Genomic DNA, 26,672 nt, shown 5'->3' on the forward strand with positions numbered 1-26,672 from the left:
GGGGGGGGGGCGCGGGGGGGGGGGCCCCCCCCCCCCCCCCCCCCCCCCCCCCCCCCCGCTCCCACCTTTTAACCGCGTTCCCTACCTTCGACGCAGTGTCGGTTCGCGTGCCATACACTCGACCAGATAATCGATAAACACCCGCAACTTCGGCGGCAGATACCGCGTCGGCGAATGCAGCAACCACGCCTCGCCATGATAAGAGGCAATAAAATCCCACGCCGGCAACACCTGCACCAAACGCCCCTCCTCCAACGCATGCCGCGCAGTGAAGTACGGCAAGCTGCCAATGCCCACATGCTGCAACACCGCATCCAGCCGGACCCCGGTGTGATTCGCCGCATACCGCCCGCGCACGCCAACCGTCACCGCTTTGCCGCCCTGGCGGAATTTCCAGCGCGAATCGCCCGGGGTCTCGCCCAGGTAAATGCAACTGTGTTCGAGCAAATCATGCGGATGGCCCGGCGTGCCGTGCTCGGCCAGGTACTGCGGCGTCGCGCACAGCAAATGTTCGATGGGCAACAATTGTCGGCCGACCAACCCGGGCGGTGGGCTGTCGGTGATGCGGATACTCAGGTCGACATTGTCATCGATCAAGTCCACATGCCGGTCCTCAAGAATCAGCTGCACATCCACTTTGGGATAGCGGCGCAAGAACTCCGGCATATGCGGATGCACCACGAACCGCCCGACCGCCTTGGGCACGCTGACCCGCACCAGCCCTTCGGCTTCATGGGTAAACTGGCCGCTGATTTCCATCACCGAACGCGCCGCGTTGACCATTTCCTGGCAACGCTTGAACACCTCTTCGCCCCCCTCGCTCAGGCGCAGTTTGCGCGTAGTGCGTTGCAGCAACCGCGTGGCCAGGGCCTGTTCGAGGCGCGAAATACTGCGGCTCACCGCCGAGGGTGAAACGCTCAGTTGCCGCGCGGCTTCAGAGAAGCTGCCGGTTTCCACGACTTTGACGAAAATCGCCATTTCACCCAGCAGGGGCAGAGGAAGATTGATGCTCATGACGCACAGGTCCATTGATAATTGAACGGATTATCACCCATCTACGCACTATTTATACTGCCCGTAGAACCCTGATGCGGATGTAGATGATGACCGAGCGCCTGTTTTTTACCCATGACCACCTGACCGCCGAGCTTGAAGTGCTGGCCTGTACGCCGCACGAGGACCAGTTTGCCGTCACGCTGCAGTCAACGCTCTTCCACCCGCAGGGCGGCGGGCAACCGTTCGACACCGGTTGGCTCGGCGACAGCCAGGTGGTGCGCGTCACCCAGGAGGCCGATCGCGTCGTGCACTATGTTGACCGCCCTGTGGCGCCCGGCCCGATCACCGCACGGGTCGATAAACAGCGCCGCGCCCTGTACACGCGCCTGCATTCGGCCGGGCATCTGATCGGCAATGCCGGGGAAAGCTTGGGCTGGATGCCGATCAAAGCCCATCACTGGCCGGGCGAATGCAAAATCACCTTTATCCGTGGGCAAGCGGCGCAAGCCGTTGACGCCGAGGCGTTTCAAACGCAGATCAACCAATGGATCGCCGAGGACCACGCGCGCCAGATGACGCTGGAAGATGGCACCCGCAAAGTCGGCTTCGGCAAATTGCCCGCTTATGCGTGTGGCGGCACCCATGTGCAAGCCTTGAGCGAACTGGGCCAGGTCACGATCCTGGCCCTGTCGGAGAAAAAGGGCGCGCTGTCGGTGCGTTACAGCCTCGACTAAAATTCCAGCGACAGCGCCTCCTGTGGCGAGCGGGCTTGCCCCGCGTTGGGGCGCGAAGCGGCCCCAATACAGTCACCGCATTTTTTCAGAAAGAGGTAATTGTCAGGTTTTGGGGGGCTGCTTCGCAGCCCAACGCGGGGCAAGCCCGCTCGCCACAGCAAGCCCGCTCGCCACACCCAACCTGCACACACCCCACTGTGCATCAAACCGCAATCGCCCCCGCCCTCCCCGGCTCCACCACAAACGATTTGAGCGTCGACACCGTCGCCGCCGGGTCACGTGGGTCAGTGATCACCCGGAAGTTCGTCAGCATCTTCGACGCCTCAAGCTTCACCGACACGTACCCACGCTGGCGACTGTCGAAGAACTTCACGTGCGGATTGAGCGGCAAGATCTGGCTGAAGGCTTCAAAGGGCGGGCCATCGGAGGTGACCGAGCTGCCAACGAACTCGGTGGCAACGATGGGCGAGTCCGGATTGTTGCCGTCGGCATGCAGGTCGGTGGTCCAGAACGAATGGATATCACCGCCCCAGAACACCGGGTTCTTGACCTGATTGCGCGTGATGGACGCCAGCATGCGTGAGCGGTTGGCCATGTAGCCGTCCCAGCCATCGGTCCAATGCCCGACCTGATGGCTGGTCAGGTCACGCTGGATCAACGGCGCCACCAGCAGATCCTGAGCGATGACATTCCACTGCGCTTTCGACTGGGCAAACCCCTGGTCGAGCCAGGCTTCCTGTTGCCAGCCAAGCATCGTGCGGCCGGGGTCGCGCAGGTCCTGGCAGGTGTTGGCGGCGATATGCCCCTGGTGACTGCCGTTAGCCTGAATACACGGCTGCTCGGAGCGGTATTGGCGGCCATCAAGCACATGAAAACGCGCCAGCCGACCATAATCGAGGCGCCGGTAAATGCGCATGTCCGGCCCTTTCGGCCCACTGCTGACACGCAGTGGCATATGTTCGTAAAACGCCTGATACGCCACCGCCCGTTGCCTTAAAAACTGCTCAACCGGAATCTTCGGGTCCTGGGACCAGCGGTTGGCGTAGTCATTCTGCACCTCATGGTCGTCCCACGTGGCCACGCTGGGTGCTGCCGCGTGCAAAGCCTGCAGGTCCGGGTCGGTTTTATACAGCGCGTATCGGTTGCGGTAGTCACTCAGGCTCACGGCATTGCCGCTGCCGTGCGGGCGGATGATCTTGCCTGAGTCCGCTGCATACGAGCTGTCGTAGATGTAATCGCCGAGAAAAAACACCAGATCGGGTTGCTCCGCCGCCAGGTGACGGTAGGCGCTGAAGTAGCCGCGCTCCCAGTGCGAGCAGGAGACAAACCCCACGGTGGCCGCCGCCATGGCGTGCAGCGGCGGCGCGGTACGTGCCTGGCCCACCGGGCTCTGTGCGCCGAGGCCGTCGAACTGATACCAATACGGCCTGCCCGCTTCCAACCCGGCAACCTCGACATGCACCGAATGGGCAAACCGCTCAGTCGCCATGACATCGCCTTGCTTGACGATACGCGTCATCGCCGCATCACTGGCCACGCGCCAACGCACCGGTACGGCGCGGCTCAACCCGCCGCGCCCGTCCGCAGCATTGAACAGCGGCGCCAGGCGCGTCCAGATCACAAAGCCATCCGGCAACGGGTCGCCGCAGGCCACGCCGAGGGTGAACGGGTAATCAACCCCGGCACTGCGCGCAAATGGGCTTAAGATCGAAAACGCGGTGGCAACCGCCAACCCGCTCAGTACGCGGCGCCGATCAGCGTCCACGCCGCCCTTCACAACGCACGCTCCCAGTCGTCACGCACGCTGGCGAATGTCAGCAAATCCTCATACACGCCATTTTTGAAAAACGCTTCGCGCATGCAGCCCTCGTAGCGCAAGCCGATTTTCTGCATGACCCGCGCCGATTCCTGGTTGCGACCAAAACACTGGCTGCCGACGCGCTGCAACCCCAGTTCGATGAAGCCGAAGTCCATCACTGCACGCGCCGCTTCTGCGGCGTAGCCCGCGTTCCGACGATGGGCCGCCACCCAGTAGCCAAGGTGACCATAGTGATGACGGGCGTTGATCCGCAGGCTGACCATGCCGATCAATTCACCGGTTTCGCGCAGGTGCATGCCCAGGCCCAGCAGTCCGTCCGCACGGTATTTTTCCTGCATCTGCGCGATAAACGTCCGCGCGACTTCCAAGGTGTAGGGCGACGGAATGTTCGCGGTGTTGTCGGCAATGGTGGGCTCGTTGACGAGGCTGAAAAGTGTCTCGGCCTGGCTCATTTCCAGCGCCTGCAATAGAAGTCGTGGTGTGGATATTTGAGGCAGTGCAGTCGGCATACGGGGCAGCCCTCGAGGTAAATTCTTTCAGAATGTACGCCCTTCGTGTCAGTTTCATTACGTCATGAAACTGCAAGGCAAAACGCCTGAAAGACTCGTCCTAGAGCCTTCAAAACGTCAATTAAAGTTAACCATTCGGTCATTTTTGGTTGTTAGCGTGTCGCCCCTAATTCAATGACGGGGCAACAGAATGAGAACCTGGGATGAACCCAAGAAACGCAAGGCGCACATCGAGCTGATCCCGATGATCGACGTGATGATGTTCCTCCTGGTGTTTTTCGTACTGGTGAGTTTGAACGTGATTCCGGCACTCGGCATGAAGACTCAACTGCCCAGCGCCAGCAGCTCGCAGCAACTCAAGCCGCAGAACAAATTCATCCTCACCCTGGGCCTGCAAGGCCAGCTGCAACTCGATGGCAAGGACCTCACGGTCGACGCCCTGGTCCCTGCGCTGAAAGCCGCTGAAAAGCCCGATACCAAGTCGACCATCATCGTCAACAGCGACAAAGGCGTGGAAGTTGCGCGCCTGGTGGAAGTCATGGACACCCTGCGCCTGGGTGGCTTTACCTCCGTGTCCATCGCCACGCGTAAGTCCTGATCATGTATGCCCTGTTTCGTGCGCGTCGGCTGCTGGGCAGTGTCCCGGCCCTGATCGCCCTGGTGCTGATTGCACTGGGTATCCAGTCCCAACCCCTGAAAATCCAGCCGCAGTATGACGAGTCGGCGGTTGAACTTGCCCTGGTCGAGCCCGAGCCCGAAGTGGTCCCCGAGCCCGTGGTGGAGCAGGAGCCACCGCCGCCGGTGATTGAGGATGAAGAGGCCGAACCGGCCCCGCCGCCACCACCGCCCAAACCCTTGCCAAAACCTGAACCCAAACCCAAGCCGGTGCCCAAACCCAAGCCGGTGGTCGCCGCCAAACCGACGCCAACGCCAGCGCCAGTGGCGCCGGTTGCTGCCAAGCCGGTACAGGCCGCCATTGCGCCGACACCTGCGCCACCTGCCCCGCCGGCGCCGCCCAAAGTAGATGGCCAGGCACTGGAAGGCGGCTACCTCAAAGGCCTGCGCAACGAGCTGGACACGTACAAGCAATACCCCACCGGGCGCCAGGCGTCTCTCGAACGCCCCAGTGGCGAGGTGGTGGTCTGGTTGATGGTGGACCGACAAGGCCGCGTGCTCGATGCCGGAATCCAGACCCCGGCGCCGAGCATGCTGCTCAACCGAGCCGCTACCAATAGCCTGCGTCGCATCAAGCAGGTCAAGCCGTTCCCCGAACAAGCCTTCGGTGGACGTAACGAGCAACGCTTCACCGCCACCTTCAACTACAGCGTGCAATAAGCACCCGACACCAGGACGACAGTGATGAGGTTCACCCGTATTCATCTGGCACTCGTTGCCGCGACTAGCATGAGCCACGCAGTGGTCATGGCCGATACCAATGACAGTGACGTCGGCACGATTGGAATACAGGGGGGCAAGGCAACCGCGGGGGGCGGTTACATGGTCCAGGAAGAGAGCGCCAAGGGCCGCTCGACCATCACCAAGGAAGCGCTGGACAAGCAAACCGCCACCGGCAACGCCATCGACAAGCTCAAGTACACGCCGGGCCTGAACATTTCCAGCGAGGACAACACCGGTCTGTCGGGCTTTCGCTTCACCATGCGCGGCATGAACTCCGACCAGGTCGGCATGTCGGTGGACGGCATGCCGATCAACGACTCCGGCAACTACGCGCTGTATTCCAACCTGCTGGGCGATCCGGAAAACATCGACCAGATCTTCGTCACCCAAGGCTCGTCGGAAGCCGACGGCCCGCATATCGGTTCCAGCGGCGGCAACATCGGCATTGTGACCATCCGCCCGACCAAGGAAACCGGGGCCTTCGTCAAACAAGTGGTGGGCAGCAACGCCACGCGCAAGACCTTTGCGCGCCTCAACACCGGCGAAGTCAACGGCCTGAGCAACTGGCTGTCGGCCTCGCACACCGAAGGCCAGATGTGGCGTGGCTCGGGCGCGGTGCGTGCAGACAAGGTGGAGTGGAACAGCTTTTTCGACGCCGGCAACGGCAACACCGCCAACCTGATCCTCAAGTACCACGAGCAGGACAACAACAGTTACAGCCAGCTGACCAAGGCGCAGTTCCAGCAGTTCGGCCGCAAATATGACCCGTACCCGGCCAAGCCGGCGCTGGGCGCCAATGGCAAGATCAGCAGCTACTACGACCTGGCGCAGAACCCATTCCAGACCTTTACCGCGGTGCTCAACACCCAGTACAAGCTGAGCGACAACCTGGCGCTGTCGGTGATCCCGTATTACTACTACGGCAACGGCAGCGGCGTGGGCTCCTCCGCTTATGCGCTCAACAGCGGCTCGAACAAGGGCGGCGTTTTCGACCTCGGCAACCTGCCAACGCAGGCCCAGTACAACGCCGACGGTTCGTCCACCACGGGCGTTTACTACCGCCCTTCGCGCACACAAACCTGGCGCCCTGGCATCACCACCAAACTCAACTGGGACCTGGGTGATCACAGCCTGCAATTCGGCTACTGGTACGAACGCGCGCGCCAAAGCCAGACCCAGCCGTTCATTGCCCTCAAAAACAGCGGCAAGCCGAGCGACACCTGGCCGGATGGCGACTCGGTGGTCGATGCCAACGGCAATACCGTACAGGGCCGCGACCGCTACACCGTGACGCCGGCGCAAAAAGTCTGGGCCCAGGACACCTGGTACATCAATTCGGACTGGACCCTGATCGCCGGCCTTGCCTACATGAACGTCGAGCGCGAAGGCACCAACCACGGCAGCCTCACCGAGCAACCGGGCAAAGCTGACCAGACCTACAACAAGTTGCTGCCCAATGCCGGCCTGAAATACCAGCTCGACGAGCGTGATCAGCTGTTCTACAGCCTGTCGCGCAACATGCGGATTCCGCAGAACTACGTGCTGTACGACAAAGGCGTCGGCTCGCTGGACTCCAAGCCGGAACTGAGCTGGAACCAGGAACTGGGCTGGCGCTACACCGGCGAAGACATGACCCTCGCCGCCACCCTGTTCTACATGCAATTCAAGAACCGCCAGCTGACGTCCCTGGACAGCAACGGTGACTCGGCCGACATCAACGCCGGCACCGTGATCAACAAAGGCCTGGAATTGGAGTGGAGCGGCAAGCTGGCGCACAACTTCAATTACTACACCTCCTACACCTACACCAGCTCCAAGCAGCAGGACGACCTGACCGTCTTCAGCGCCGGCAGACCGATTGTGCTGCCCACCAGCGGCAAGCAGTTCGCCAACGTGCCGACCAACATGCTGGCGGCCAACGTCGGCTATGACGACGGGCGCTTCTACGGCACCTTCGGCGGCAAGTTCACCAGCAAACTTTATGGCGACCTGACCAACGACGAAGCCATCTCTGCGCGCACCATTTTCAACCTCGGCGCCGGTATCTACCTGCCCGTGGACAAGAAAGTCGTCAAGGACGCGACCCTGCGCCTGAACGTCGACAACCTGTTCGACAAGAAGTACCTGGACGGCGTGTACACCACCAAAACCAACGCGGCGAGCTACAGCGGTTTCCGCGATGGCGACCCGGCCTACATCGTTGGCCTGGACCGTACCGTCACTGTTTCCCTGGAAGCGAATTTCTAACTGCGAGGCTATAGATCATGGACATGAACCTGCTTCACGACATCACCTTTTATGTGATGTACGCCGCCATGGCGATTGCGATTTTCATCACCATCGAACGCGGTATTTACTTCGCCTACGTGCGCCGCCAGGCGCGGGCCTTGACTGAGGTGCTGGGCGCCAATGTGCACAGCGAGCGCGACTTGCCGCAAAGCCTGCCCCGTCGCGACAGCCTGCCACTGAACATGGTGCTGCCGGTGCTGGCGCAAAAGGCTTCTCAGGGTTCGCGCAAGGACCTGGACGACGAAATCGAAACCCAGTACCTGAAGACCCGCGCGCCGCTGTCGCGCAGCCTGTGGATCATCGAGACCATCACCACCGCCGCGCCGCTGCTCGGCCTGTTGGGCACCATCCTGGGCATCATCGACACCTTCAAGGCGCTGGCCAGTGCCGGCGTGTCCGACCCAGGCCAGATCTCCGGTGGCATCGGGACGGCGTTGTTCGCCACCGGCTTGGGCATCGCCATCGCGCTGTTCTGCGTGGTGTTCCACAACTTCTTCCAGGACAGCCTGGAGCGCATCAACGACCAGCTGAAAATCCTGCTGATCCGCGCCGCCACCGGTGCCCGCGTACACAATGAAGTGCCGCACCTGGTACCCACGCCACTGCACAGCCGCACGGCGTGACCATTGGGCGGGCGCGCAATGCGCCCGCCATTCTTTTTGTCCGGTGAGACGTGTATGTCCCTATCGATGAAGTTGCGTATCGCAGGCCTCGCTGGCTCGCTCCTCAGTCCGCTGGCCCAGGCGGACTTTTCAATTCCAGGCTTTGAACTGGTGCACACCGTGCCGGTGGATACCACGCTGGGCACGGCCGATTTGCGCCAGCCGGGGCCGGTGTGGATCGCGTTGTTTGATGGCGCAAAAAACAGCATTGATATCGGCCAGTTCTACGCCGCCGACCATCCCGGCTCGGTGATGGACACGGTGATTGAGCATCTGGAAGCTGCCGGCAAACGTGGTGTGAAGATTCGCTTTTTGCTTGAGGAAAAAGGCCTTCGGCTGTCGGAGGCTTCTACCCTGGAACGCCTGCGCGCGATTCCTAACCTGACCTTTCGCGTGCTCTCGTACGGGCAACTGAGCGGCGGGATTATCCACGCCAAGTACATGGTGGTGGACGGCAAGCAGGCGTTTATCGGCAGCCAGAATTTCGACTGGCGCTCGCTGGAACATATCCACGAGACCGGTTTGCGCATCAGTGATGCCACCGTGGTCAGCCAGGTGCAGGCGATCTTCAATCAGGACTGGCAGGCCCAGGCCGCGCTTGCAGATAAGCAAGCCGTGCCGCTGCCGGCTGCGGGCCAGGAGCCGGCACGCACCGGCAACTATCTGGTGGCCAGCCCGCAACGCTACAACCCGCCCGGCGTAGGCGATTCACAGCTGGAACTGCCGCGCCTGTTGAGCGAGGCCAAGAAAGAAGTGCGCGTGCAACTGCTCGACTACGCGCCGCTGTCCTACGGGCCGGACCGAACCCGCCCCTACTACGCGGTGATCGACAACGCCGTGCGCGCCGCCGCCGCGCGTGGGGTGTCGATCAAGCTGATGGTGTCCAACTGGAACACCGACTCGCTGGAACTGCCCTACCTCAAAAGCCTGGCCGTGCTGCCCAACGTAGAGGTCAAAATCGTCACCCTGCCGCAGGCCAAGCAAGGGTTTATCCCCTACGCGCGAGTGATCCACAGCAAGACCATGGAAATTGACGGGCAAGTAGCATGGATCGGCACCAGCAACTGGCTGGGCGGGTATCTGGATAACTCGCGCAACCTGGAAGTGGTGATGCATGACGCGTCGATGGCCAAGCGGGTGGGCGAGCTGCATGCGCAATTGTGGGATGGCCCGTATGCCAAGGCACTGGATGTCGCGGCGCAGTACCCGGACCCGCATCCTGGCAAGCCGTGAGCTGAACTCGGTTTTTCCTACGCAAAAAAACAATGTGGGAGCGGGCTTGCCCGCGATAGCTGAGTGTCAGTTAACGCAGGCGCTGGCAGACACACCGCCTTCGCGGGCAAGCCCGCTCCCACATTTGAATTTTGGTGGTTCAAATTGGAAGTGGTGATGCATGCGCAATTGTGGGATGGGCCGTATGCCAAGGCACTGGCTGTAGCGGCGCAGTACCCGGACCCGCATCCTGGCAAGCCGTAAGCTGAACTCGGTTTTTCCTACGCAAAAAAACAATGTGGGAGCGGGCTTGCCCGCGATAGCTGAGTGTCAGTTAAAGCAGGCGCTGGCAGACACACCGCCTTCGCGGGCAAGCCCGCTCCCACATTTGATTTTTGGTGGCTCAAACTTGGAAGTGGTGATGCATTGGCAATTGTGGGATGGGCCGTATGCCAAGGCACTGGATGTCGCGGCGCAGTACCCGGACCCGCATCCTGGCAAGCCGTGAGCTGAACTCGATTCTTCCTACGCAAAAAAACAATGTGGGAGCGGGCTTGCCCGCGATAGCGGCGTGTCAGTCAACGTAGGCGCGGACTGACACACCGCCTTCGCGGGCAAGCCCGCTCCCACATTTGATGCTTGGTGGCTCAACTACCGAGGTAGGACATTTCCCTCATCCGGGTCTCCCTACCACTCCTTGGTGATGGTAGTGTGTGAAATTGTTTCTGACATTTCGATCAGAAATTTCCCCACTCCTCTTTTGCAAAGGAATGCCTCTAGTCATGCACTTCCCACTGAAAAAACTGGTGGCTGCCACCCTGTTCGCGGCCAGCTTCTCGGCCATTGCCACACCCGCATTCGCCAACATCAGCGCTGAACAAAGCGCGACCATTATCAAACATTTCAGCGAAACCCCAGCCACCGATTTCCGTGGTTTCCTCGGCACCCTGGCCAAGAGCGACCTGGCGAAAATCGATGACGTCGGCCCGGCCATCGACGCCTTCCTGGCCAACAAAACCCTGACCGCCGACCAGCAGAACGAAATCAACCGCCTGCTGGGTATTTACACCCGCGTTAAATACGGCAAAGCCGCGCTCGAAACCCTGCGCGAACTGGTCGAAATTCCGACCTTCAACGTCGACGGCCTGCCGCAGTACAAGAACCCGGAATTCCTCAAGATCGCCGACAAGATCCAGAGCCTGGCCAAAGCCTTCAACCTGAACTTCCGCAACATCGACAACCGCGTGTACGAAATTTCGCTGGAAGGCAGCGGCGATGAAGTCGTCGGCATTCACGCCCACGCCGACGTGGTGCCAGTAACCCCGGAAAACTGGGTGCTCAAGGACGGTACCAAGCTCGACCCGTTCAAGGTCACGCTGATTGGCGATCGCATGTATGGCCGCGGCACCGAGGATGACAAAAACGGCATAGTGGTCGCCCTGTACGCCATGAAGGTGATCAAGGAAGAGAAGCTGCCGCTGGCGCGCAACTTCAAGCTGTTGGTGGACACCACTGAAGAAACCATGGGCGACGCGATCCCCTATTACTTCGAACACAACCCGGTGCCGCAATACAACCTGGCGCTGGATGGCGGCTACCCGGTCGTGATTGCCGAGAAAGGCTACGGCACCGTCATGGCGAGCTTCCCGGTGCGCAAAGGCACTGGCAAAGGCGCGGAAATTATCTCGATGACCGGCGGCATGGCCACCAACCAGATTCCGTCGGCCTCGGTCGCCACCCTGCTCAGCGACAAGCCTGCTGAACTGGCCGCCAGCCTGCAAAAAGCCGGTGCTGACTACGTCAAGCAAAATGGCGGCAATTTCGACGTAACGGCCAAGGTGGTCGGCAAAGAGGTCAAGTTGACGCTCACCGGTGTGTCGGCGCACTCCTCCGAGCCGGAAGCGGGCGTCAACCCGGTCGCACGCATGCTGGAGCTGATCCACAGCATTGACGGCAAGATCGCGCTGAAGCACAACCACATCACCGACGCTGCACACTATGCGGCTGACAACTGGGGCCTGGATTACCTGGGCGGCAAGTTGGGTGTGGGCTTCTCCGATGCGTTCATGGGGCCACTGACCACCTCGCTGACGTTTGTCGGCCAGGATGACAAAGCCTTCAAGCTGGCGGTGAACCTGCGCATCCCCAAAGGCAAATCGCCGGAGGTGCTCAAGACAGAAATCGAAGAGAAAATCAGCGCCTGGGACAAGCACACCAACGTGGCGATGAACGTCACCTACTCGGTGGCCGAGCCGATGTACCGCAACCCTGAAGGTGAGTGGGTCAAAGCCCTGCTGGCCGTGGCCAGCGAAAACCTCGGCATGGAGCACACGTTCGGCACGTCGGCCGGCGCTACCTCTGTACACGAACTGCCCAATGGCGTGCAATTCGGCCTGGCGAAGCCGGACGTGAAGTACACCGGGCACACCGATGGTGAGTTCAAGACCGTCGAGCAGTTCTTGCTGGACCTGCAGATCGTCACGGAAATGATGGGCCGTGTAGGGCAACTGCCGAAGCTCTGATAAGCCAAGGTAAACACCACAACGCCGATCAAGATTGATCGGCGTTGTGGTTAAACAGGCCTGGCTTGCGGCCTAAAACATATCCATCGCATTGCACAGCTTGGCCTTCTCCACCGGCACGTTCTCCGGTTTGCCCGTCGGGTTCAGGCGCTGCAACGCAATCAGGCACTGGCCACCGTCCAGCAGGATCAGTTCGTAATCTTGCCCGGCCTTGGGGGTGAAGTGAAAGCTCTGCCTGCAGCTATAGGCATTGCCGCCAGACACATAGCCCTCACTCTGGAAGTTCATGGCAAAAGGCTTGTTCGCCGGCACCTTCAGTTCGCTACGCGCCGAGCCTTGCGCCTCCACCCGGCGGTTGCTCTCGGGCATGCCCAGGCTGCGGCCATTATTCTGGCCCGCAAAGCCGGATTCGGACACGGCCATCACCCCGGCGCCAGGCACACGCCAGTCGATGCAATCACGGCCCGGCACACCGCGCGCCATGCCATTGGTGATCACGCGCAAGCGTGCGGTATCCCCTGCTGTGGGTTCAACATAGGGCGTGTTGTAAGCACGGATATTGGAAATATTGCCGCAGCCACTCACGGCCACGGCCAGGCCGGCTATCAGAAACGCTCTCATGGAAATCCTTTTTTTGAGGCCTAACGGCAGTGATAAGGGCTTTCGCTGCGCAGTTCTTCGCCGGTCCGGGCATCGCGAATGATCACCGTCGCCCCCGGCGCATTGAGGCAGAACGCATTGCGTATGGGGTAAATGTTATGGCCCTCGGCGGTGAACGTGCCGAGCTTGGTTAACGGGGCGCCGGAGGCGTCCTGAGCCGTCACGGTGTATTCACCCGACATGGTCAGACAGCCGCTCAGTAACAGCAGCAAGGTGGCGCAGGTTGCATATTTCACAGGTGATGTCCCTATCGTGTTGAGTACAACGTGCCAAAACGGGCCAGAGACTCCCTTGGCCGGAAAAACACTTCCATTTCGCGTCTTTGTGAAATTTTCCTGCCGCGCATCAAGCACCAGAACGGCACTTGAGCAGCAAGAATCGCCTTGATGGCCAATGGCTGTATGAGCGGACAACGCTCACAAAGTTCATGCAAAACAGGGAAATGGCCTACCAGGCTTCGCAACCCGCGGCCATGGCGGGCTGCGCTGTAGCCCTTCAAGCCTCAAGCATCAGGATATCTTCAAAGAACCCACCGACCGGCTCGGTGGGGTGGCAGAGCTGGATCTCCAGCACCCACACCATTTCACTCGGCGTGATCTCAAGCGCGGCCAATTCCTGGTTGCCGAACAAGGCGTGGGGGAAATCCGCAATACGGTGGCCGGCCAGGTTGCGCGACAGCCGCCAGCCCTTGGAAACGGCCCGTTCCTCGGCAAAGTCATAGAGCTCACAGCCGGTCAGGCCGCGCATCCAGGCCTCGCGGGTTTCATCGAACACTTCATGCAAGACCTTGAAGCAATCGCGGTGCAGCGCTGACTCGCCGAAGACGAAGGTGTCGCCATAGTCGCCCTCGTAGCCGTCCCACACCGGGCCGAGGTCGACCACCACGATATCGGTGGCACGCAGCGTACGCAGTAGGTCAATGCCTTCCCTGGGCGGGCGAACCGTGTCGTCGCCAAAACGAATGTACGTCGGGTGCCAGGTGTGGGAGGCACCCATGGCCTGCAATTGCGCGGCAGCCATGTCGAGGGCTTGCCCGGTGGTCATGCCGACTTTGAGCTGGCTGGCAATCGCTGCCAGGGCGCGGATGGTTTTTTCACGGGCGGCGAGCATGCCGTCCAGCGAGTACCGAGGGCCGACTTTTTCCCAGGTTTCATTCAGTCCATTGAGCAGCGTGTCGGCGCTCGACTGGCCACTGGGCACAAACGCTTCGGCGACAAAACGATGGCTCGGCAAACCCGCTTCCAGGCAATCGGCACGCGCCTGGCTGATCATGCCGCCGTTACCGCAGGCATACACCTGAGCCGACTCCCAACGGTGCCCATGGCTGAGCGCCACTTCCTGCACCCTGCCCTGCGCCGCCAATACAGGGTGCCAGTGAAAACGCGGGTGGTCGATGACCGCCTGATCCAGAAATACGCGGTCGTAAAAGTCTGCCGCCTGCGCGCCGCCCCAGTAAAACGTCAGCTCCACATCCTGCTTCAACGCGCTCAGCAGGATCGGCTTGATACCCGCGTAGCCGGTGCCTGTGGCGAACAGCACCACAGGCGCATCGTCATCGTCCTGCCAGGTGCAGGCGCCAAAAGGCCCCTCCAGTGCCAACAGATCGCCAGCCTCAAGGCTGTCCAGGAGGGTCTCGGAAAAAAGCCCGCCGCGCACCCGACGAATCTGAAACACCAGGCGCCCATCGCCGTCGGCCGGAAGGTTGGCGATCGAGAAACAGCGCGAGTCGCCATCGACCAGGCGGAACTTGAGGTACTGGCCCGGCCGCACGGCCAACGGCCTGTCCGGCATCACCACCAACTCAATGATGTCGGGGCTCAGGGCACGCTTGCTCAGCACCGTCGCCTCGACCACCAGCGCAGGTGTGTCCAGCGACCAACCGGGAATCTCCAGGCGCATGTCGGCGCAGGCGTGGCTTTGGCACAACAGCATTTCATTCGCTGCCAGCGGGTAGCACGACGCGGGTGCGCCCGGCGCCAGCTGCTTGGCGCGGTAGTGGCCTTGCGTGACCACCACCTTGCACGAACCACAGGCGCCGCGCCGGCACGAGAACGGCACAGACAGGCCGCTGGCGAGCATCGCGTCCAGCAACAGCTCATCGCCGGCTTCAAAAGTTTTCCCCGAGGGGGCGAGTTCGATGACATGGCGTGTGTTCATAAGCACCTCGGGGTCAGTGAGGCTTGATTGTTGCGCTAGACTAGGCCCATTAAAACCTCCAGTTTTGGATACTTTACATGGTCCAGATGCGTAAATGGCGCCCGCTGCTCAAGCTCGACGAGCGCACTCCCCAGGCGTCCTATCGCAAGATTGCCGAAGGCCTGGTGCAGGCCATCCTCGAAGGACGGCTGCCGCCTGGCACGCTGCTGCCGGGCACACGGGAAATGGCGCAGATACTCGACGTCAACCGCAAGACGGTGATCCTGGCTTACGAGGAAGCGTCGACCAAAGGCTGGCTGATCAGCGAGCCGCGCCGGGGCACGTTCGTCAATGCGCAATTGGCGCCAACGCCCGCGTCCAGCCGCGCGCAGCACTCCTTTGCGCCACCACTGCTGGCGCAGCCAGTGGTGCCGTATTTCGAGCAGAATGCCCAAGTCATCGCGCTGCAGCATCGGCATGACGCACTGTTTTTCGATAACGGTGCCTGCGACCACCGCTTGCTGCCCCAGGCCGTTTTACACCGCTATTACCGCAATGCCCTGCGCAGCAGTTTTGCGTCCAACTCGGTGCGCTACGGCAGCGAGGGCACCGGCTATGAATTGCGTTGCGCGCTGGCAGAGATGCTGCGCAACAATCGCGGGCTGACAGTCAGCGCCGAGAATATCTGCCTCACGCCCGGCACTCAGGTGTCGCTGTACCTGACGGCCAGCCTGCTGATCAAACCCGGTGATGTGGTGTTGGTGGAACGCCTGAGTTACCCGCCGGCATGGGAAATTTTCCGCAAGCTCGGCGCGCATTTGATCACCGTCGATATGGACGATGAAGGCTGTCGCACGGACCACATCGAGCAGTTATGTCACGCACATGATGTAAGGATGATTTACCTCACGCCGCACCACCAGTTTCCCACCACGGTGAGCCTGCATGCGGCCCGTCGGCAACACCTGCTGGCGTTGGCGGCGCAGCACAATTTCTGCGTGATCGAAGAAGACTACGACCACGAATATCACTTCAACGGGCGGCCCTATTTGCCGCTGGCCAGTGATGGCGCGCAACGCCATGTGATCTACATCGGCTCGCTATCCAAGGCGTTGGGGTCGACGTTTCGTTGCAGTTATGTGGTGGCTCCGGCCAGCGTGATTGAGGTGCTGCAGAACAGCGCAGCACTGGTGGTAGGCGACACCGACGCGGTTGCACAAAAAATGCTCGCGGACCTGATCAATCAGGGGGAATTGAAGAAGCACCTGCGCCGTGTTTCGAAAGAATACGTGGCGCGTCGAGAGGTGCTGCACAGCTGTTTGCACAGCGCATTCGGCGATCGAATCCAGGTGCGCGAGCCAGAAGGCGGCCTGGCCCTCTGGGTTCGCTTCCAGGATGAAACCGACGTCGATCAGTTGCTCGCCGCAGCCCGGGGCCAGGGCGTGGTGGTGCGCAGCGCACGTCAGTTTTCACCGCTGAATGTGCCGGAAAATGCCCTGCGCCTGGGGTTTGCCTCGCTTGATCGGGATGAGCTGCGGGAAGCCACACTGCGGTTGGCGCGGGTGATGAGCAGGCGTTGATCACACGCACGCATCGACACCCGCTAGAGCGCGCCATGGCCGCTGTTTTGAAGCCGGGCAAGGTCGGGAAATTCGAGCAACAACGCCCGATTGCCGCGACCGATATGCTCCATCACCGCCAGCGTGATGAACTCGCGCACCATCCCGCTCGAGACGTAATACATCGCCCAGGCTTGCTCGGGCGTGCAATGGCCGATCTGTTCTTCGATGTCCTTGTAGGCCTGGTATTCGTCCGGCTTCAAAACGTATGGGTCAGCCGCTTGGCGCATGATTTTTCTCCTCCCTGAAAACGCTGCGACAGCCCCTTGGTCTGCCGACGGATAACGCTGAGACGTTATGGCCCCATGCATACGCCGGCGCTGATCGACTTTCGTCGAGCGACTCCCCCATCATGTTTATGGAGCAATGCCTTGATGCGGTTCAGCAGTTGTTGTTCATTACCCAGTGACGTGAGGCCGTGGGTACTTTGCGCCTCATAGGCCTCAACCATCTTTATCAGCGTCACTAATTGATAAGTGTCGGCTTTGGTTTTTTTGCAAATAGCCATGTAAGCCCTCTGCCAATAAAGATGAATACCCAGCGGGGTTACGTACCGCTCTTGACCTTGGTCCACACGCGCGTGCGGATTCGTTCCAACTTCAACGGTAGTGGCTCAAGCGGAACAAGGGTGGCAACCGTATTTTTGTCAGGATAAATCCACGGGTTGTCGCGCAGCTTCTGCTCGACGAACTCAGTGGCGTCCTTGTTAGCGTTCGGGTAAAGCGTGTGGTTCGAGCTCTTGGCAATCACTTGCGGTTCAAGCATGTAATTGATGAACGCCAGACCTTCCTTGGCATGGGGCGCATCTTTGAGCAGCACAAAGTTTTCCGACCACACCAACCCACCCTCACGCGGCAGGCTGTAGGCAATTTTGCGCCCGGTGTTGTTTTTCTCATTGATGGCCTGTGCCGTCAGCGCCCCGCTCGCCCAGCTCACGACCACACAAATATTACCATCGGCAAAGTCGGCGTCGGTTCTGGATGAGTCGAAGTAGAGGATATAGGGACGGATTTTCAACAGCAGCGCCTGGGCTTTCTGGTAATCCTCAGGGTTCTGGCTGTTGCTCGGCAGGCCGAGGTAATTCAACGCGATCGAAATGACCTCGCTGGGCGAGTCGAGCATCGCCACGCCGCAGGACTTGAGCTTGCTGATGTTTTCTTCTTTAAAGATCAAGTCCCAGCTGTCCACCGGGGCGTTATCACCCAACGCGGCTTTGACTTTATCAACGTCATAGCCAATCCCGGTGGTGCCCCACAGGTAAGGCACGGCGTAGCGGTTGCCCGGATCATTCACCGAAAGCAGCGCCAACATCTCTGGGTCGATATGGGAGAAATTGCTCAGTTGATTGCGGTCCAGCGGTGCAAGCACGCCCGCCTTGATCAGGCCAGGCAGGACATTGGAGGTGGCGACAACCACGTCATAGCCCGTGCGGCCGGCCATGACTTTGCTCTGCATGATCTCGGCGCTGTCGAAGGCATCCACGTGCATGCGCGCGCCGGTTTTTTGCTCGAATTCCTTGGGCGTCTCTGGCGCGATCAACCCGAACCAGTTGTACAGATTCACCTGAGGTTGCGCCGCCGCTGCGGGCGCGCTGATACCCACACAGACAAGCGAGGCCAAAAAAATGGCTCGCAAATGTGATTGACTCATATAACTATCCTTGTCAAAAACGACAGGCCTTCATGGCCTGCATCCGCTGGGAGGTGAATATACCCGGCGTCGTCGAATAGTAAATACCTACAAGTACTTAGCTCGCGCCTATGAACGCCTAACCCTAAAGGGGTAGAACATGTCACTCGACCTTCATAACCTGGCCTGGCACCGATCGGCCGGCAAGCTGATCATGGAGCTCAATCGCCCGGCTTTCTGGAGCTCGCTGGTACGCGTGTTGAATGAATATGTGCAGATCGACAACTGGGTTGTCCTGGTTTTCAGCGATCAACGAGTCAACGTCATCAGCTTTACTGAAGTGGCCGATGCCGAGGAGGTGGATGCCCTGACTCAGCGCTACCTCAAAGGGCTGTACCTGCTGGACCCGTTCTACATTGCCAACCGGGAAAACCCGCAGACTGGCTTTTTTCACCTGTCAGACATAGCGCCGGAGCATTTTCTGACCACCGAGTATTACCATCAGTATTTCGCCCAGTACGTCTCGGTGGATGAAGTGCAGTACAACGTTCAGCTCGATGAGGACAGGACGCTGTGTATTTCATTTGGCAGTAACGTGCGCTACAGCCCGGAACAGATCACCACACTGGATATCATCAAGCCTTGGGTGCTGGCATTGATGCACCAGCGTATGTGCTTTGAGATCGACGTTGAAAAAAACCTCAATGAGACACCGCCCTGGTCGCAGGCAATTGTTCAACTGGGCAGCCAGATCACAACGCGTGAAAAGGACGTGCTCAAGTTGCTGTTGAGCGGGTTCTCCAACAAAGAAATCGCCGGCAAACTGTCCCTGTCGACAGAAACGGTGAAAGTGCACCGGCGCAACATTTACACCAAGCTGAACATCAAGTCCCAGTCCGAACTCTTTGCGCGTTTCTTCATGCCAAAACAGGACGTCTACGCGGTGAACTGAAGGCGCGGCCCTCAGCCCGCCGTGCCGAGAAACGGCAGCGCGAGGAACAGCTTGATCACCACCGCATTGGTGATGTCGATGAAAAACGCCCCCACCATCGGCACCACCAGAAAGGCAATCTGCGAGGGGCCGAAGCGTTGTGTCACCGCCTGCATATTGGCAATGGCGGTAGGTGTCGCGCCCAATCCGAAACCGCAATGCCCGGCCGCCAGCACCGCCGCATCGTAGTTACTGCCCATCACCCGAAACGTTACGAAAATCGCGAAAAGGGCCATTAACAGCGCCTGTGCAGCCAGCAGGATGACGATCGGCAACGCCAGCGCCGCCAGGTCCCAGAGCTTGAGCGACATCAAGGCAATCGCGAGGAACAACGACAGGCTGACGTTACCCAGCAGCGACACTTCGCGCTCAAACACCTGATGCCAACCCAGCGCCGACAAGCCATTGCGCAGCACTACGCCGACAAACAGCACGCAGACAAAGGTGGGCAACTCGAAGGCGGTGCCCTGGATAACACCACTCAGGCACGTGCCAACTTGCAGGCTGATCGCCAACAGGGCCAGGGTTTCGATAAAGGAAAACGAGGTGATCATGCGTTCCTGATCGGGGCGCTCAAAGCCTTTGGGCCGCCGCGGCTGCGAGTGTTCAACGCCAGGCACCTGGACGCGCTTGATCAACAAGCGCGCGACCGGGCCACCAATCAAGCCCCCCAGCACCAAACCAAAGGTCGCCGAAGCAATCGCCAGTTCAGACGCGGAGGCCACGCCGTACTTCTCACTGAACACCGCGCCCCATGCGGCGCCCGTGCCGTGCCCACCCGACAGGGTGATGGAGCCCGCCAGCAAGCCCATCAATGGATCAAGCCCCAGCGCCTTGGCCAACGCGATGCCCATGGCGTTTTGCACCACCAACAGGGCCGTCACGACCAGCAGGAAAATACCCAGCACGCGCCCGCCTCGCTTCAGGCTGGCGAAATCTGCGTTCAGGCCAATCGTGGCGAAAAACGCCAGCATCAATGGGGTTTGTAAGGATGTGTCGAAGCGAACCTCAACATCCGCCAGCGCACGCAACGCCAGCAGCAGAGCGGCAACCAACAGGCCGCCGGCTACCGGCTCCGGAATGCTGTAGGCGCGTAGAAAGCCGATCCGGGCCACCAGCCAACGGCCCAATAAAAGCACCAGGGAGGCAGCGACCAGGGTTGAATAGAAATCGAGCTGAAGCATCTGGACAGTCCTTTGAAGTAAACAAGGAAAATGGGCTGGCCAGAGTAGAGACAGCGGAACAGGTACACAGCTACCCGACATTGATTACAGACTATTCCTACGCACATCAGCACATGGCCTACACGCGTGGTGTGTTTTGCAGGCAAAAAAGCGACACGAACAAAAACGCCGATCATCACTGATCGGCGTTTTCGTTAAATATGGAGCGGGAAACGAGACTCGAACTCGCGACCCCGACCTTGGCAAGGTCGTGCTCTACCAACTGAGCTATTCCCGCAAATGGCGTCCCCTAGGGGACTCGAACCCCTGTTACCGCCGTGAAAGGGCGGTGTCCTAGGCCACTAGACGAAGGGGACACGCTACTGAAACACATGGTGTGTATTTCAGTGCCCAGAGATTAAATCCGAAGATTATGCCCTGGTTTCACTCAGTGTCGCCCGAAGGCCACACTGCTTAAATTTGGAGCGGGAAACGAGACTCGAACTCGCGACCCCGACCTTGGCAAGGTCGTGCTCTACCAACTGAGCTATTCCCGCATATGGCGTCCCCTAGGGGACTCGAACCCCTGTTACCGCCGTGAAAGGGCGGTGTCCTAGGCCACTAGACGAAGGGGACACACGTACAACATTCACTCCCTACCGCGTTTCGCTGTGTGCTTTACGCTGTAAGTGGCGCGCATTCTATGGATGGATTGAAAGGTCGTCAACCCCCAAGGATAAATTTATTTAAATCAATGACTTCGCCCTGCTTTCCAGGCCTTTGCGGGCATTGTGCCCGTCCGGGCTTTGACGCCTATATTCTGGCGCCCGACAAGGCGCTATAGTTCGCCCAGGCAAATGATGGCAATGTGCATCCACGCAGGGAACGCTTACCTATATAGAAGAAACTACCTGGGCAACTGGTCGAACAATCCTATCCGTCGGATGGCCCAGTCACTACACTCCACAGCAAACCCTATAAAGAGGTCACACCGGTGACACCACTCATGATCACCCTGCTGGTAATAGCCGGGATCGTAATACTGATCGCCATTGGCTACATGAACCACGTGGTGGAAAACAACAAACTGGAAAAGCAGCGCACCGAAATCGAGCTTAACGACCGGCTGCGTCGTTGCGGTGAGATCACCGAGACGTTCCCCGGCCAGTTGATGACCCCGAAACTCAAACTGTTGCTGACTCGCCTGGAACTCAACGTCACCCAGCGCCTGTTGAACCTCAGAAAATCCAGCGCGCCGCTCAAGGCGCGGATCGCTGAGCTGAACGCGCTGATCGCCCAGGGCGAATCGATCCCGGTGGCCAACCCGCCCGCGCCGATCCAGACCGAAGCCAAGGCCAAGGACGTGCGTTTCCTGCTCGAGGCGCTGCACGGTCAAGTGACCCGTGCCGCCCAGGACGGTTTTCTGCCGACCAACGAAGCCAAGCACTGGATCAAGGAAATTCGCCATATCCTGGTGTTGCTGCACATTGAGTTCTTCAACAACCTGGGCCAGCACGCCCTGCAACAAGGCCAGCCTGGCCAGGCACGCCTGGCGTTCGAGCGTGGCGTGCAGTATTTGCGCAAACAGGCGGAGCCGGTGCTCTACAGTGCACAACTGCAATTGCTGGAATCGCAACTGGCCCGCGCCAACTCCACGGTGCTGACCAACAGCAAGCCGGCCGAAGACGAAGTCAACGAACTGACCGAAGGCCTGAAAGTCGTCGACGCCGACGCCGAATGGAAGAAGAAAGTCATCTACGACTGATCCCCTGCCCCATGTGGCGGCCTCGGGTCGCCACATGCCATCACTTTGCATCTATCCGCCCGTCCCCGACTAGCGTAAAAAAGTGCCCCTCACTCCGTGAAGTTAGAGGCCTGCTATGCCTGTTGCCGTGATTGATGGACAACCGCTGCACTATGTCGACCAGGGCACCGGCCCGGTCGTCCTGCTGGGTTCAAGTTACCTGTGGGACCGCGACATGTGGGCCCCGCAAATTGAAGCCCTGTCGCAACAGTACCGCGTGATCGTGCCGGAACTGTGGGGCCACGGTGAGTCCGGCCCGCTGCCGACGCAAACCCGCTCCCTCGACGACCTCGCGCGCCAGGCCCTGGCGCTGCTGGATCAGCTGGATATCGCGCAAATCAATCTGGTCGGCCTGTCGGTCGGCGGCATGTGGGGCGCGCGCCTGGCGTTGCTGGCACCGGCGCGCATCAACAGCGTGGTGCTGATGGACACCTACCTGGGCGCCGAGCCCGACGCCACGCGCCAGTATTACTTCTCGTTGTTCAAGATGATCGAAGACGCCGGCGCCATCCCCGAGCCGTTGCTGGATGTGGTTGCACCGATTTTCTTCCGCCCTGGCATCGACCGCGAGTCAGCCCTGTATCAGGATTTTCGCAAGGCGCTGCAGGCCTTTTCCAAAGAGCGCCTGCTGAACAGCATCGTGCCACTGGGTCGCCTGATCTTCAGCCGCGAGAACATTCTGGACCAGTTGCCCCGCCTGGACTCGGACACCACGCTGGTGATGTGCGGCGAACAGGACAAACCGCGGCCGCCCGCCGAATCACAGGAAATGGCTGAACTGATTGGCTGCAGCCTCACGTTGATTCCCGACGCGGGGCATATCTCGGCCCGGGAAAATCCGGACTTCGTCAATGAAGCGCTGCTGACCTTCCTCGCCAACCACGCCTGATCGGCGCCCTGCCCTTTGATCGCGGCTCACCCGCTGCGATCAAAGGCGGAAGTGCCCCACCATGCCCTTGAGCTCCGCCCCCAACTGCGCCAGCTGGATACTCGACGCGGCATTGCCCTGCATGCTCAACGCCGACTGATCGGCGCTCGCACGAATGCTGGTCACGCTGCGATTGATCTCTTCGGCCACCGAGCTCTGCTCCTCGGCCGCCGCCGCAATCTGCTGATTCATTTGCTGGATCAATGACACCGCCGCAGCAATGCTGCCCAACGCGCTCTCCGTTTCCAGCGCATCGCTGACCGCCAGCTTCACCAGCTCGCCGCTCTGCTGGATCTGCTGCACCGACGACTGCGCCGCGCTGCGCAACGTACTGACCAGACGCTCGATTTCCTCGGTCGATTGCTGCGTGCGCTTGGCCAACGCCCGCACTTCATCGGCCACCACTGCAAACCCTCGGCCCTGCTCGCCGGCGCGGGCGGCTTCGATGGCGGCGTTAAGGGCCAGCAGATTGGTTTGCTCGGCCACGCTTTTGATCACGCCCAGTACCGTGCCGATATTCTGGATTTCCGCGCTCAGGCTTTCGATACTCGCGCTGGCACTGGTGCTGGAGGACGCGAGCAATTCAATCCGTTGCAGGCTCTGGCGCAACACTTGCTGACCGCTGTCGACCTTGTCATCGGCGGTCTGCGCGGCTTGCGCGGCCTCTTCGGCGTTACGCGCCACGTCGTGCACCGTGGCGGTCATCTGGTTCATTGCCGTGGCAACCTGTTCGGTCTCCTCCTTCTGGCTGCTGACCTCAACATTGGTCTGCTCAGTGACGCTGGACAGTGAATGCGCCGAACTGGCCAATTGTTCGATGCCCGCTTGAAGCCCGCTGACCATCTGGCTCAGGCCGCAGCCCATCTGCTGCATCGCCTGCATCAACTGGCCGATTTCATCGCGGCGGCTGACTTCCATCCGCCCGCTCAGGTCGCCGGACGCAATCTGCTGGGCCACGGCGATCACCGTGCGCAGCGGCGCCACGATCAACCGGGTAATCACCCACGCCGCGATCAAGCCCACCAGCAGCGCCAGGGCTGAGGAGCCGATGATCAACAACGCGCTTTTCTTCAATTGCGCCTGCATGGACTGGTCTTCGGCGTCGTACGCCTGGTTGACCCGGCTGACCACTTGGTCGGCGCGGTCATGCAACTGCTTGTAGACGACTTTTTCCTGGGCCAGCAGCCCGGTGTACTCGCCGAGTTTTTCGCTAAATGCCGCGATATGCCCGGAGACTTCATTGAGCACGGTCTGGTAACCCGCATCCTTGACCGAGGTTTTCAACTGCTCGACTTGCGCCAGGGCCTGGTCGGCCTGTTCGATCTTGCCTTGCTCGGCGTTGTCGGCATCGGCCTTGCGGCTCTGATCCAGGCGCACGCGCGCTTCATTCATGGCTTGCAACATCAGCCGCGAGACCTGGCTGACCTGACCGGCCTGCTCGATAAACTCGGCGCCGTCCTTGCCCTGGCTTTCCTTGAGGCCATAGGCGCCATCGTCGGCCAGGCCGGCCTGCAGCACATCGAGGTTATTGGCCACACTGGACACCGACCAACTGGCCATTTCCAGCGCCAGGTCCTTGGTCTGGGTCAGTTCGACAAACTCGTCGAATGCCTTGCGATACGCCGCCAACGCCTGCTCGACATCGCCCATCACTGGCACATTCGTGGCTGACCGAGCCTTGAGGCTGGCGGCCATCGCCGCCAGTGCATCGACACTTTCATGCAGGGCATCGACGGACTTGGGGTCGGCGTGCAGCGCATAGTCCTGCTCGATCAGGCGCACCTTGAGCAACCCGCTGTTGAGCGATGACATGGCCTTCAGGCCTTCAAAACGCTGGCCAACGGTTTGCAGGGACCACACGCCAATGGCCGCCACCAGCGCCGTCAACAGCAGCACCAGAGCGAAACCCAAGCCCAGTTTCTTCGCCATACCGAGGTTGGCGAAACGTCGTTGCACGCCTGAAATCATTGCACTTGAATCCTCTTGCAATGGCAGATGCCATCGAGCCCGGTTTCCATGCAGCGAGATTCGCAACGACGAGCCAGCGGCACAAGACGTTGGCGCCACAATAATGGCAAAAAGCTACATGCCCGTCGTTTTCAGAATGGTCGAGGTCGATCTGGCAGGCCCCATGGCACGGAACAACGCCAGCGCCCGCTGATCAGCAGCATAGGCCACGTTGATGCGCAGCCAGTCGCTGTGTTCGCCCTTGGGATTGAACAGCGCCCCTGGCGACAACAACACACCGAGCCGTCGGGCGCAGGCCAGCAACCTTGAATGATCGCCCCTGCCGGGCCGGGCCCACACAAACAGGCCCCCGGCGGGCACGGCGAACACCTCCCACTCCTCGTCCTCCAGCACCTGCAGGGTCGCGGCCATTTGCGTGTTCAAGCGCTTGCGCAGGCGCTGCACCCACTTACGGTAGGTGCCATTGGCCAGCAGCGTGGCCAGCACCGCCTCGGCAAACCTCGATGTGCCGATGCCTGTCAGCGTTTTGAGCGTCACCATTGGCGCAATAATCGCCGCGCTGGCGCTCAGATACCCCACGCGCAGGGCACTGCTGAGGGTCTTGGAGAAACTTGAGATATAAATCACCCGACCGTCATGGGCCAGCGCCGACAGCCGTGTGCAACTGGCGTGCTGCAAGTCGCCGTAGACGTCCTCCTCGACAATCAGGAAGTCTTCGCTGCTCGCCAATTGCAGCAGGCGCTCGGCCACGGCGCGGCACAGGCTGGTGCCGGTCGGATTGTGATACAGGCAGTTGATGAACAGGCACTTGGGGCGATGGCTTTTCAGCAACGTCTCCAACACCGGGATATCCGGGCCGCCCAGCGTGCGCGGGACGTGCAGCAGCGTGACGCCGTGGCGCTCCAACTGACGGTAGAGGTTGGCATACCCGGGCGTCTCGACCACCACCGTATCGCCAGCCTTGAGCAACGTCCGTATGAGCAGGTCCTGTGCATGGCTGGCGCCATGGGTGGTGAGGATGCAGTCGAGGCTGCTGGGCACTTTCATCTGTGTCAGGCGCTTGAGCAGTTGCTCACGCAGTGCCGGCAACCCCAGCGGCGTGCTGTAGTTGAACAACCCGGCGGTGTCGGTGCGGCTGACTTCGCGTATGGCGTAACAAATGTCATCGCTTTCACGCCAGGCGTCCGGCAGCCAGCCGCAGCCCAGTTTCAACTCGCCCAACGGGCCATCGACGTAGGCGCCCCAGCCCAGCTCGGCGCCTTCATACCAGTGGCTTTCAAGGGAAACCGGCGGCTGGGCCACTACAAACCCCGAGCCCTGTTTTGCCACCAACACCCCCTGCGCCACCATTCGCTCAAAGGCTTCGATGACGCTGGATTGACTGAGCAGGTTGTCGAGGGCCAATTGCCGGATGGACGGCAAGCGCGTGCCCGGGCTTGCCCCGCTCGTGCGAATCCATTGCGCCACCGCGCTGACGATTTGCTGCACCACCGGTACAAGGGCCTGTCGATCGATGCCTAAATCCATGAGCCACTCACTTCAACTGTCTGTTATTCAACCCCAAACAGTTAAGCACAGAAGCCGGGTTCGACCTGTCGCCGAAATTTATTAAAGTATTGATTTTATTGGATTA

General features: G+C 60.3%; 23 protein-coding genes, 4 tRNA genes and 1 pseudogene. 11 read left to right on the forward strand and 17 right to left on the reverse strand.

What is annotated here, in order from left to right:
• Positions 1-81: 81 nt before the first annotated feature.
• The gene (locus NTD89_RS07245) at positions 82-1,014 is read right to left on the reverse strand and encodes a LysR family transcriptional regulator (protein ID WP_262206861.1); all 933 of its coding nucleotides are present in this window, start codon (positions 1,012-1,014) and stop codon (positions 82-84) included.
• 89 nt (positions 1,015-1,103) lie between these two features.
• Between NTD89_RS07245 and NTD89_RS07250 the strand changes: the two genes are divergently transcribed.
• Positions 1,104-1,730, forward strand: coding sequence for an alanyl-tRNA editing protein (locus tag NTD89_RS07250; protein ID WP_262206863.1), 627 nt, complete (start codon positions 1,104-1,106; stop codon positions 1,728-1,730).
• A 202-nt stretch (positions 1,731-1,932) separates the two neighbouring features.
• On the opposite strand, the gene NTD89_RS07255 is transcribed toward NTD89_RS07250, so the two are convergent.
• Positions 1,933-3,507, reverse strand: a complete 1,575-nt coding sequence (locus NTD89_RS07255; protein ID WP_262206865.1) for an alkaline phosphatase D family protein — start codon at positions 3,505-3,507, stop codon at positions 1,933-1,935.
• Positions 3,504-4,058, reverse strand: a complete 555-nt coding sequence (locus NTD89_RS07260) for a GNAT family N-acetyltransferase (RefSeq protein WP_262206867.1) — start codon at positions 4,056-4,058, stop codon at positions 3,504-3,506. Before NTD89_RS07260 ends, NTD89_RS07255 begins: the two co-directional genes overlap by 4 nt.
• Positions 4,059-4,248: 190 nt before the next feature.
• Between NTD89_RS07260 and NTD89_RS07265 the strand changes: the two genes are divergently transcribed.
• The 6 genes from NTD89_RS07265 (at position 4,249) to NTD89_RS07290 (ending at position 12,141) form a co-directional block, all read left to right on the forward strand.
• Positions 4,249-4,656 carry an ExbD/TolR family protein gene (locus tag NTD89_RS07265; protein WP_145166068.1) on the forward strand — a complete coding sequence of 136 codons (408 nt, stop codon included), beginning with the start codon at positions 4,249-4,251 and terminating at the stop codon, positions 4,654-4,656.
• Positions 4,657-4,658: 2 nt separating this feature from the next.
• The gene (locus NTD89_RS07270; RefSeq protein WP_262206869.1) at positions 4,659-5,393 is read left to right on the forward strand and encodes an energy transducer TonB; all 735 of its coding nucleotides are present in this window, start codon (positions 4,659-4,661) and stop codon (positions 5,391-5,393) included.
• A 24-nt stretch (positions 5,394-5,417) separates the two neighbouring features.
• Positions 5,418-7,703 (forward strand): TonB-dependent receptor, encoded by a 2,286-nt coding sequence (locus tag NTD89_RS07275; RefSeq protein WP_145166070.1) that lies wholly within the window; start codon positions 5,418-5,420, stop codon positions 7,701-7,703.
• Positions 7,704-7,720: 17 nt separating this feature from the next.
• Positions 7,721-8,368, forward strand: coding sequence for a MotA/TolQ/ExbB proton channel family protein (locus NTD89_RS07280; RefSeq protein WP_262206872.1), 648 nt, complete (start codon positions 7,721-7,723; stop codon positions 8,366-8,368).
• Positions 8,369-8,422: 54 nt separating this feature from the next.
• On the forward strand, positions 8,423-9,640 hold the full coding sequence (locus tag NTD89_RS07285; RefSeq protein ID WP_262206874.1) for a phospholipase D-like domain-containing protein: 1,218 nt from the start codon (positions 8,423-8,425) through the stop codon (positions 9,638-9,640).
• A 761-nt stretch (positions 9,641-10,401) separates the two neighbouring features.
• Positions 10,402-12,141, forward strand: a complete 1,740-nt coding sequence (locus NTD89_RS07290; RefSeq protein WP_262206876.1) for a dipeptidase — start codon at positions 10,402-10,404, stop codon at positions 12,139-12,141.
• 72 nt (positions 12,142-12,213) lie between these two features.
• Here the strand turns inward: NTD89_RS07290 and NTD89_RS07295 are convergent, their stop codons facing one another.
• The 3 genes from NTD89_RS07295 to NTD89_RS07305 form a co-directional block, all read right to left on the reverse strand.
• The gene (locus NTD89_RS07295; RefSeq protein WP_262206878.1) at positions 12,214-12,762 is read right to left on the reverse strand and encodes a hypothetical protein; all 549 of its coding nucleotides are present in this window, start codon (positions 12,760-12,762) and stop codon (positions 12,214-12,216) included.
• A 20-nt stretch (positions 12,763-12,782) separates the two neighbouring features.
• Positions 12,783-13,037 (reverse strand): hypothetical protein, encoded by a 255-nt coding sequence (locus tag NTD89_RS07300; RefSeq protein ID WP_262206880.1) that lies wholly within the window; start codon positions 13,035-13,037, stop codon positions 12,783-12,785.
• A gap of 259 nt (positions 13,038-13,296) precedes the next feature.
• A complete protein-coding gene (locus tag NTD89_RS07305; RefSeq protein ID WP_262206882.1) occupies positions 13,297-14,958 on the reverse strand; it encodes an NAD(P)H dependent flavin oxidoreductase family protein in 1,662 nt (553 codons plus the stop codon).
• Between the two features lie 77 nt (positions 14,959-15,035).
• On the opposite strand from NTD89_RS07305, the gene NTD89_RS07310 reads away from it, so the two are divergent.
• Positions 15,036-16,517, forward strand: a complete 1,482-nt coding sequence (locus tag NTD89_RS07310; RefSeq protein WP_262206885.1) for a PLP-dependent aminotransferase family protein — start codon at positions 15,036-15,038, stop codon at positions 16,515-16,517.
• 23 nt (positions 16,518-16,540) lie between these two features.
• Here NTD89_RS07310 and NTD89_RS07315 read toward each other — a convergent pair whose 3' ends face one another.
• The 3 genes from NTD89_RS07315 to NTD89_RS07325 form a co-directional block, all read right to left on the reverse strand.
• Positions 16,541-16,786 (reverse strand): hypothetical protein, encoded by a 246-nt coding sequence (locus NTD89_RS07315; protein WP_145166078.1) that lies wholly within the window; start codon positions 16,784-16,786, stop codon positions 16,541-16,543.
• Positions 16,787-16,851: 65 nt separating this feature from the next.
• Positions 16,852-17,064, reverse strand: a complete 213-nt coding sequence (locus tag NTD89_RS07320; protein ID WP_262206887.1) for a hypothetical protein — start codon at positions 17,062-17,064, stop codon at positions 16,852-16,854.
• Positions 17,065-17,102: 38 nt separating this feature from the next.
• Positions 17,103-18,206, reverse strand: coding sequence for a polyamine ABC transporter substrate-binding protein (locus tag NTD89_RS07325; RefSeq protein ID WP_262206889.1), 1,104 nt, complete (start codon positions 18,204-18,206; stop codon positions 17,103-17,105).
• Between the two features lie 139 nt (positions 18,207-18,345).
• Between NTD89_RS07325 and NTD89_RS07330 the strand changes: the two genes are divergently transcribed.
• A complete protein-coding gene (locus tag NTD89_RS07330) occupies positions 18,346-19,137 on the forward strand; it encodes a helix-turn-helix domain-containing protein (protein ID WP_262206891.1) in 792 nt (263 codons plus the stop codon).
• Between the two features lie 11 nt (positions 19,138-19,148).
• Here NTD89_RS07330 and gltS read toward each other — a convergent pair whose 3' ends face one another.
• The 5 genes from gltS to NTD89_RS07355 all read right to left on the reverse strand — a co-directional run bounded on the left by gltS (position 19,149) and on the right by NTD89_RS07355 (position 20,975).
• The gene (gene gltS / locus NTD89_RS07335) at positions 19,149-20,360 is read right to left on the reverse strand and encodes a sodium/glutamate symporter (RefSeq protein ID WP_145166081.1); all 1,212 of its coding nucleotides are present in this window, start codon (positions 20,358-20,360) and stop codon (positions 19,149-19,151) included.
• A 201-nt stretch (positions 20,361-20,561) separates the two neighbouring features.
• Positions 20,562-20,637, reverse strand: a tRNA-Gly gene (locus NTD89_RS07340).
• A 3-nt stretch (positions 20,638-20,640) separates the two neighbouring features.
• A tRNA-Glu gene (locus tag NTD89_RS07345) sits at positions 20,641-20,716 on the reverse strand.
• Positions 20,717-20,820: 104 nt separating this feature from the next.
• Positions 20,821-20,896, reverse strand: a tRNA-Gly gene (locus NTD89_RS07350).
• A gap of 3 nt (positions 20,897-20,899) precedes the next feature.
• Positions 20,900-20,975, reverse strand: a tRNA-Glu gene (locus NTD89_RS07355).
• Positions 20,976-21,333: 358 nt separating this feature from the next.
• Here NTD89_RS07355 and NTD89_RS07360 point away from each other — a divergent pair.
• The gene (locus NTD89_RS07360) at positions 21,334-22,104 is read left to right on the forward strand and encodes a hypothetical protein (protein WP_410017203.1); all 771 of its coding nucleotides are present in this window, start codon (positions 21,334-21,336) and stop codon (positions 22,102-22,104) included.
• 115 nt (positions 22,105-22,219) lie between these two features.
• Complete coding sequence (locus NTD89_RS07365) at positions 22,220-23,032, forward strand: alpha/beta fold hydrolase (RefSeq protein ID WP_262206896.1); 813 nt, start codon at positions 22,220-22,222, stop codon at positions 23,030-23,032.
• 39 nt (positions 23,033-23,071) lie between these two features.
• On the opposite strand, the gene NTD89_RS29480 is transcribed toward NTD89_RS07365, so the two are convergent.
• The 3 genes and pseudogenes from NTD89_RS29480 to NTD89_RS07375 all read right to left on the reverse strand — a co-directional run bounded on the left by NTD89_RS29480 (position 23,072) and on the right by NTD89_RS07375 (position 26,566).
• Positions 23,072-23,953 carry a methyl-accepting chemotaxis protein gene (locus NTD89_RS29480; protein ID WP_410017204.1) on the reverse strand — a complete coding sequence of 294 codons (882 nt, stop codon included), beginning with the start codon at positions 23,951-23,953 and terminating at the stop codon, positions 23,072-23,074.
• Positions 23,945-25,039 (reverse strand): annotated as a pseudogene (locus NTD89_RS29485) (HAMP domain-containing protein); the annotation flags it as partial. The pseudogene NTD89_RS29485 and the gene NTD89_RS29480, both read right to left, overlap by 9 nt.
• Before the next feature lie 114 nt (positions 25,040-25,153).
• Positions 25,154-26,566, reverse strand: a complete 1,413-nt coding sequence (locus NTD89_RS07375; protein ID WP_262206900.1) for a PLP-dependent aminotransferase family protein — start codon at positions 26,564-26,566, stop codon at positions 25,154-25,156.
• Between the last annotated feature and the right edge of the window lie 106 nt (positions 26,567-26,672).

Source organism: Pseudomonas sp. 14P_5.3_Bac1, from assembly GCF_025466135.1.
Taxonomy (GTDB): domain Bacteria; phylum Pseudomonadota; class Gammaproteobacteria; order Pseudomonadales; family Pseudomonadaceae; genus Aquipseudomonas.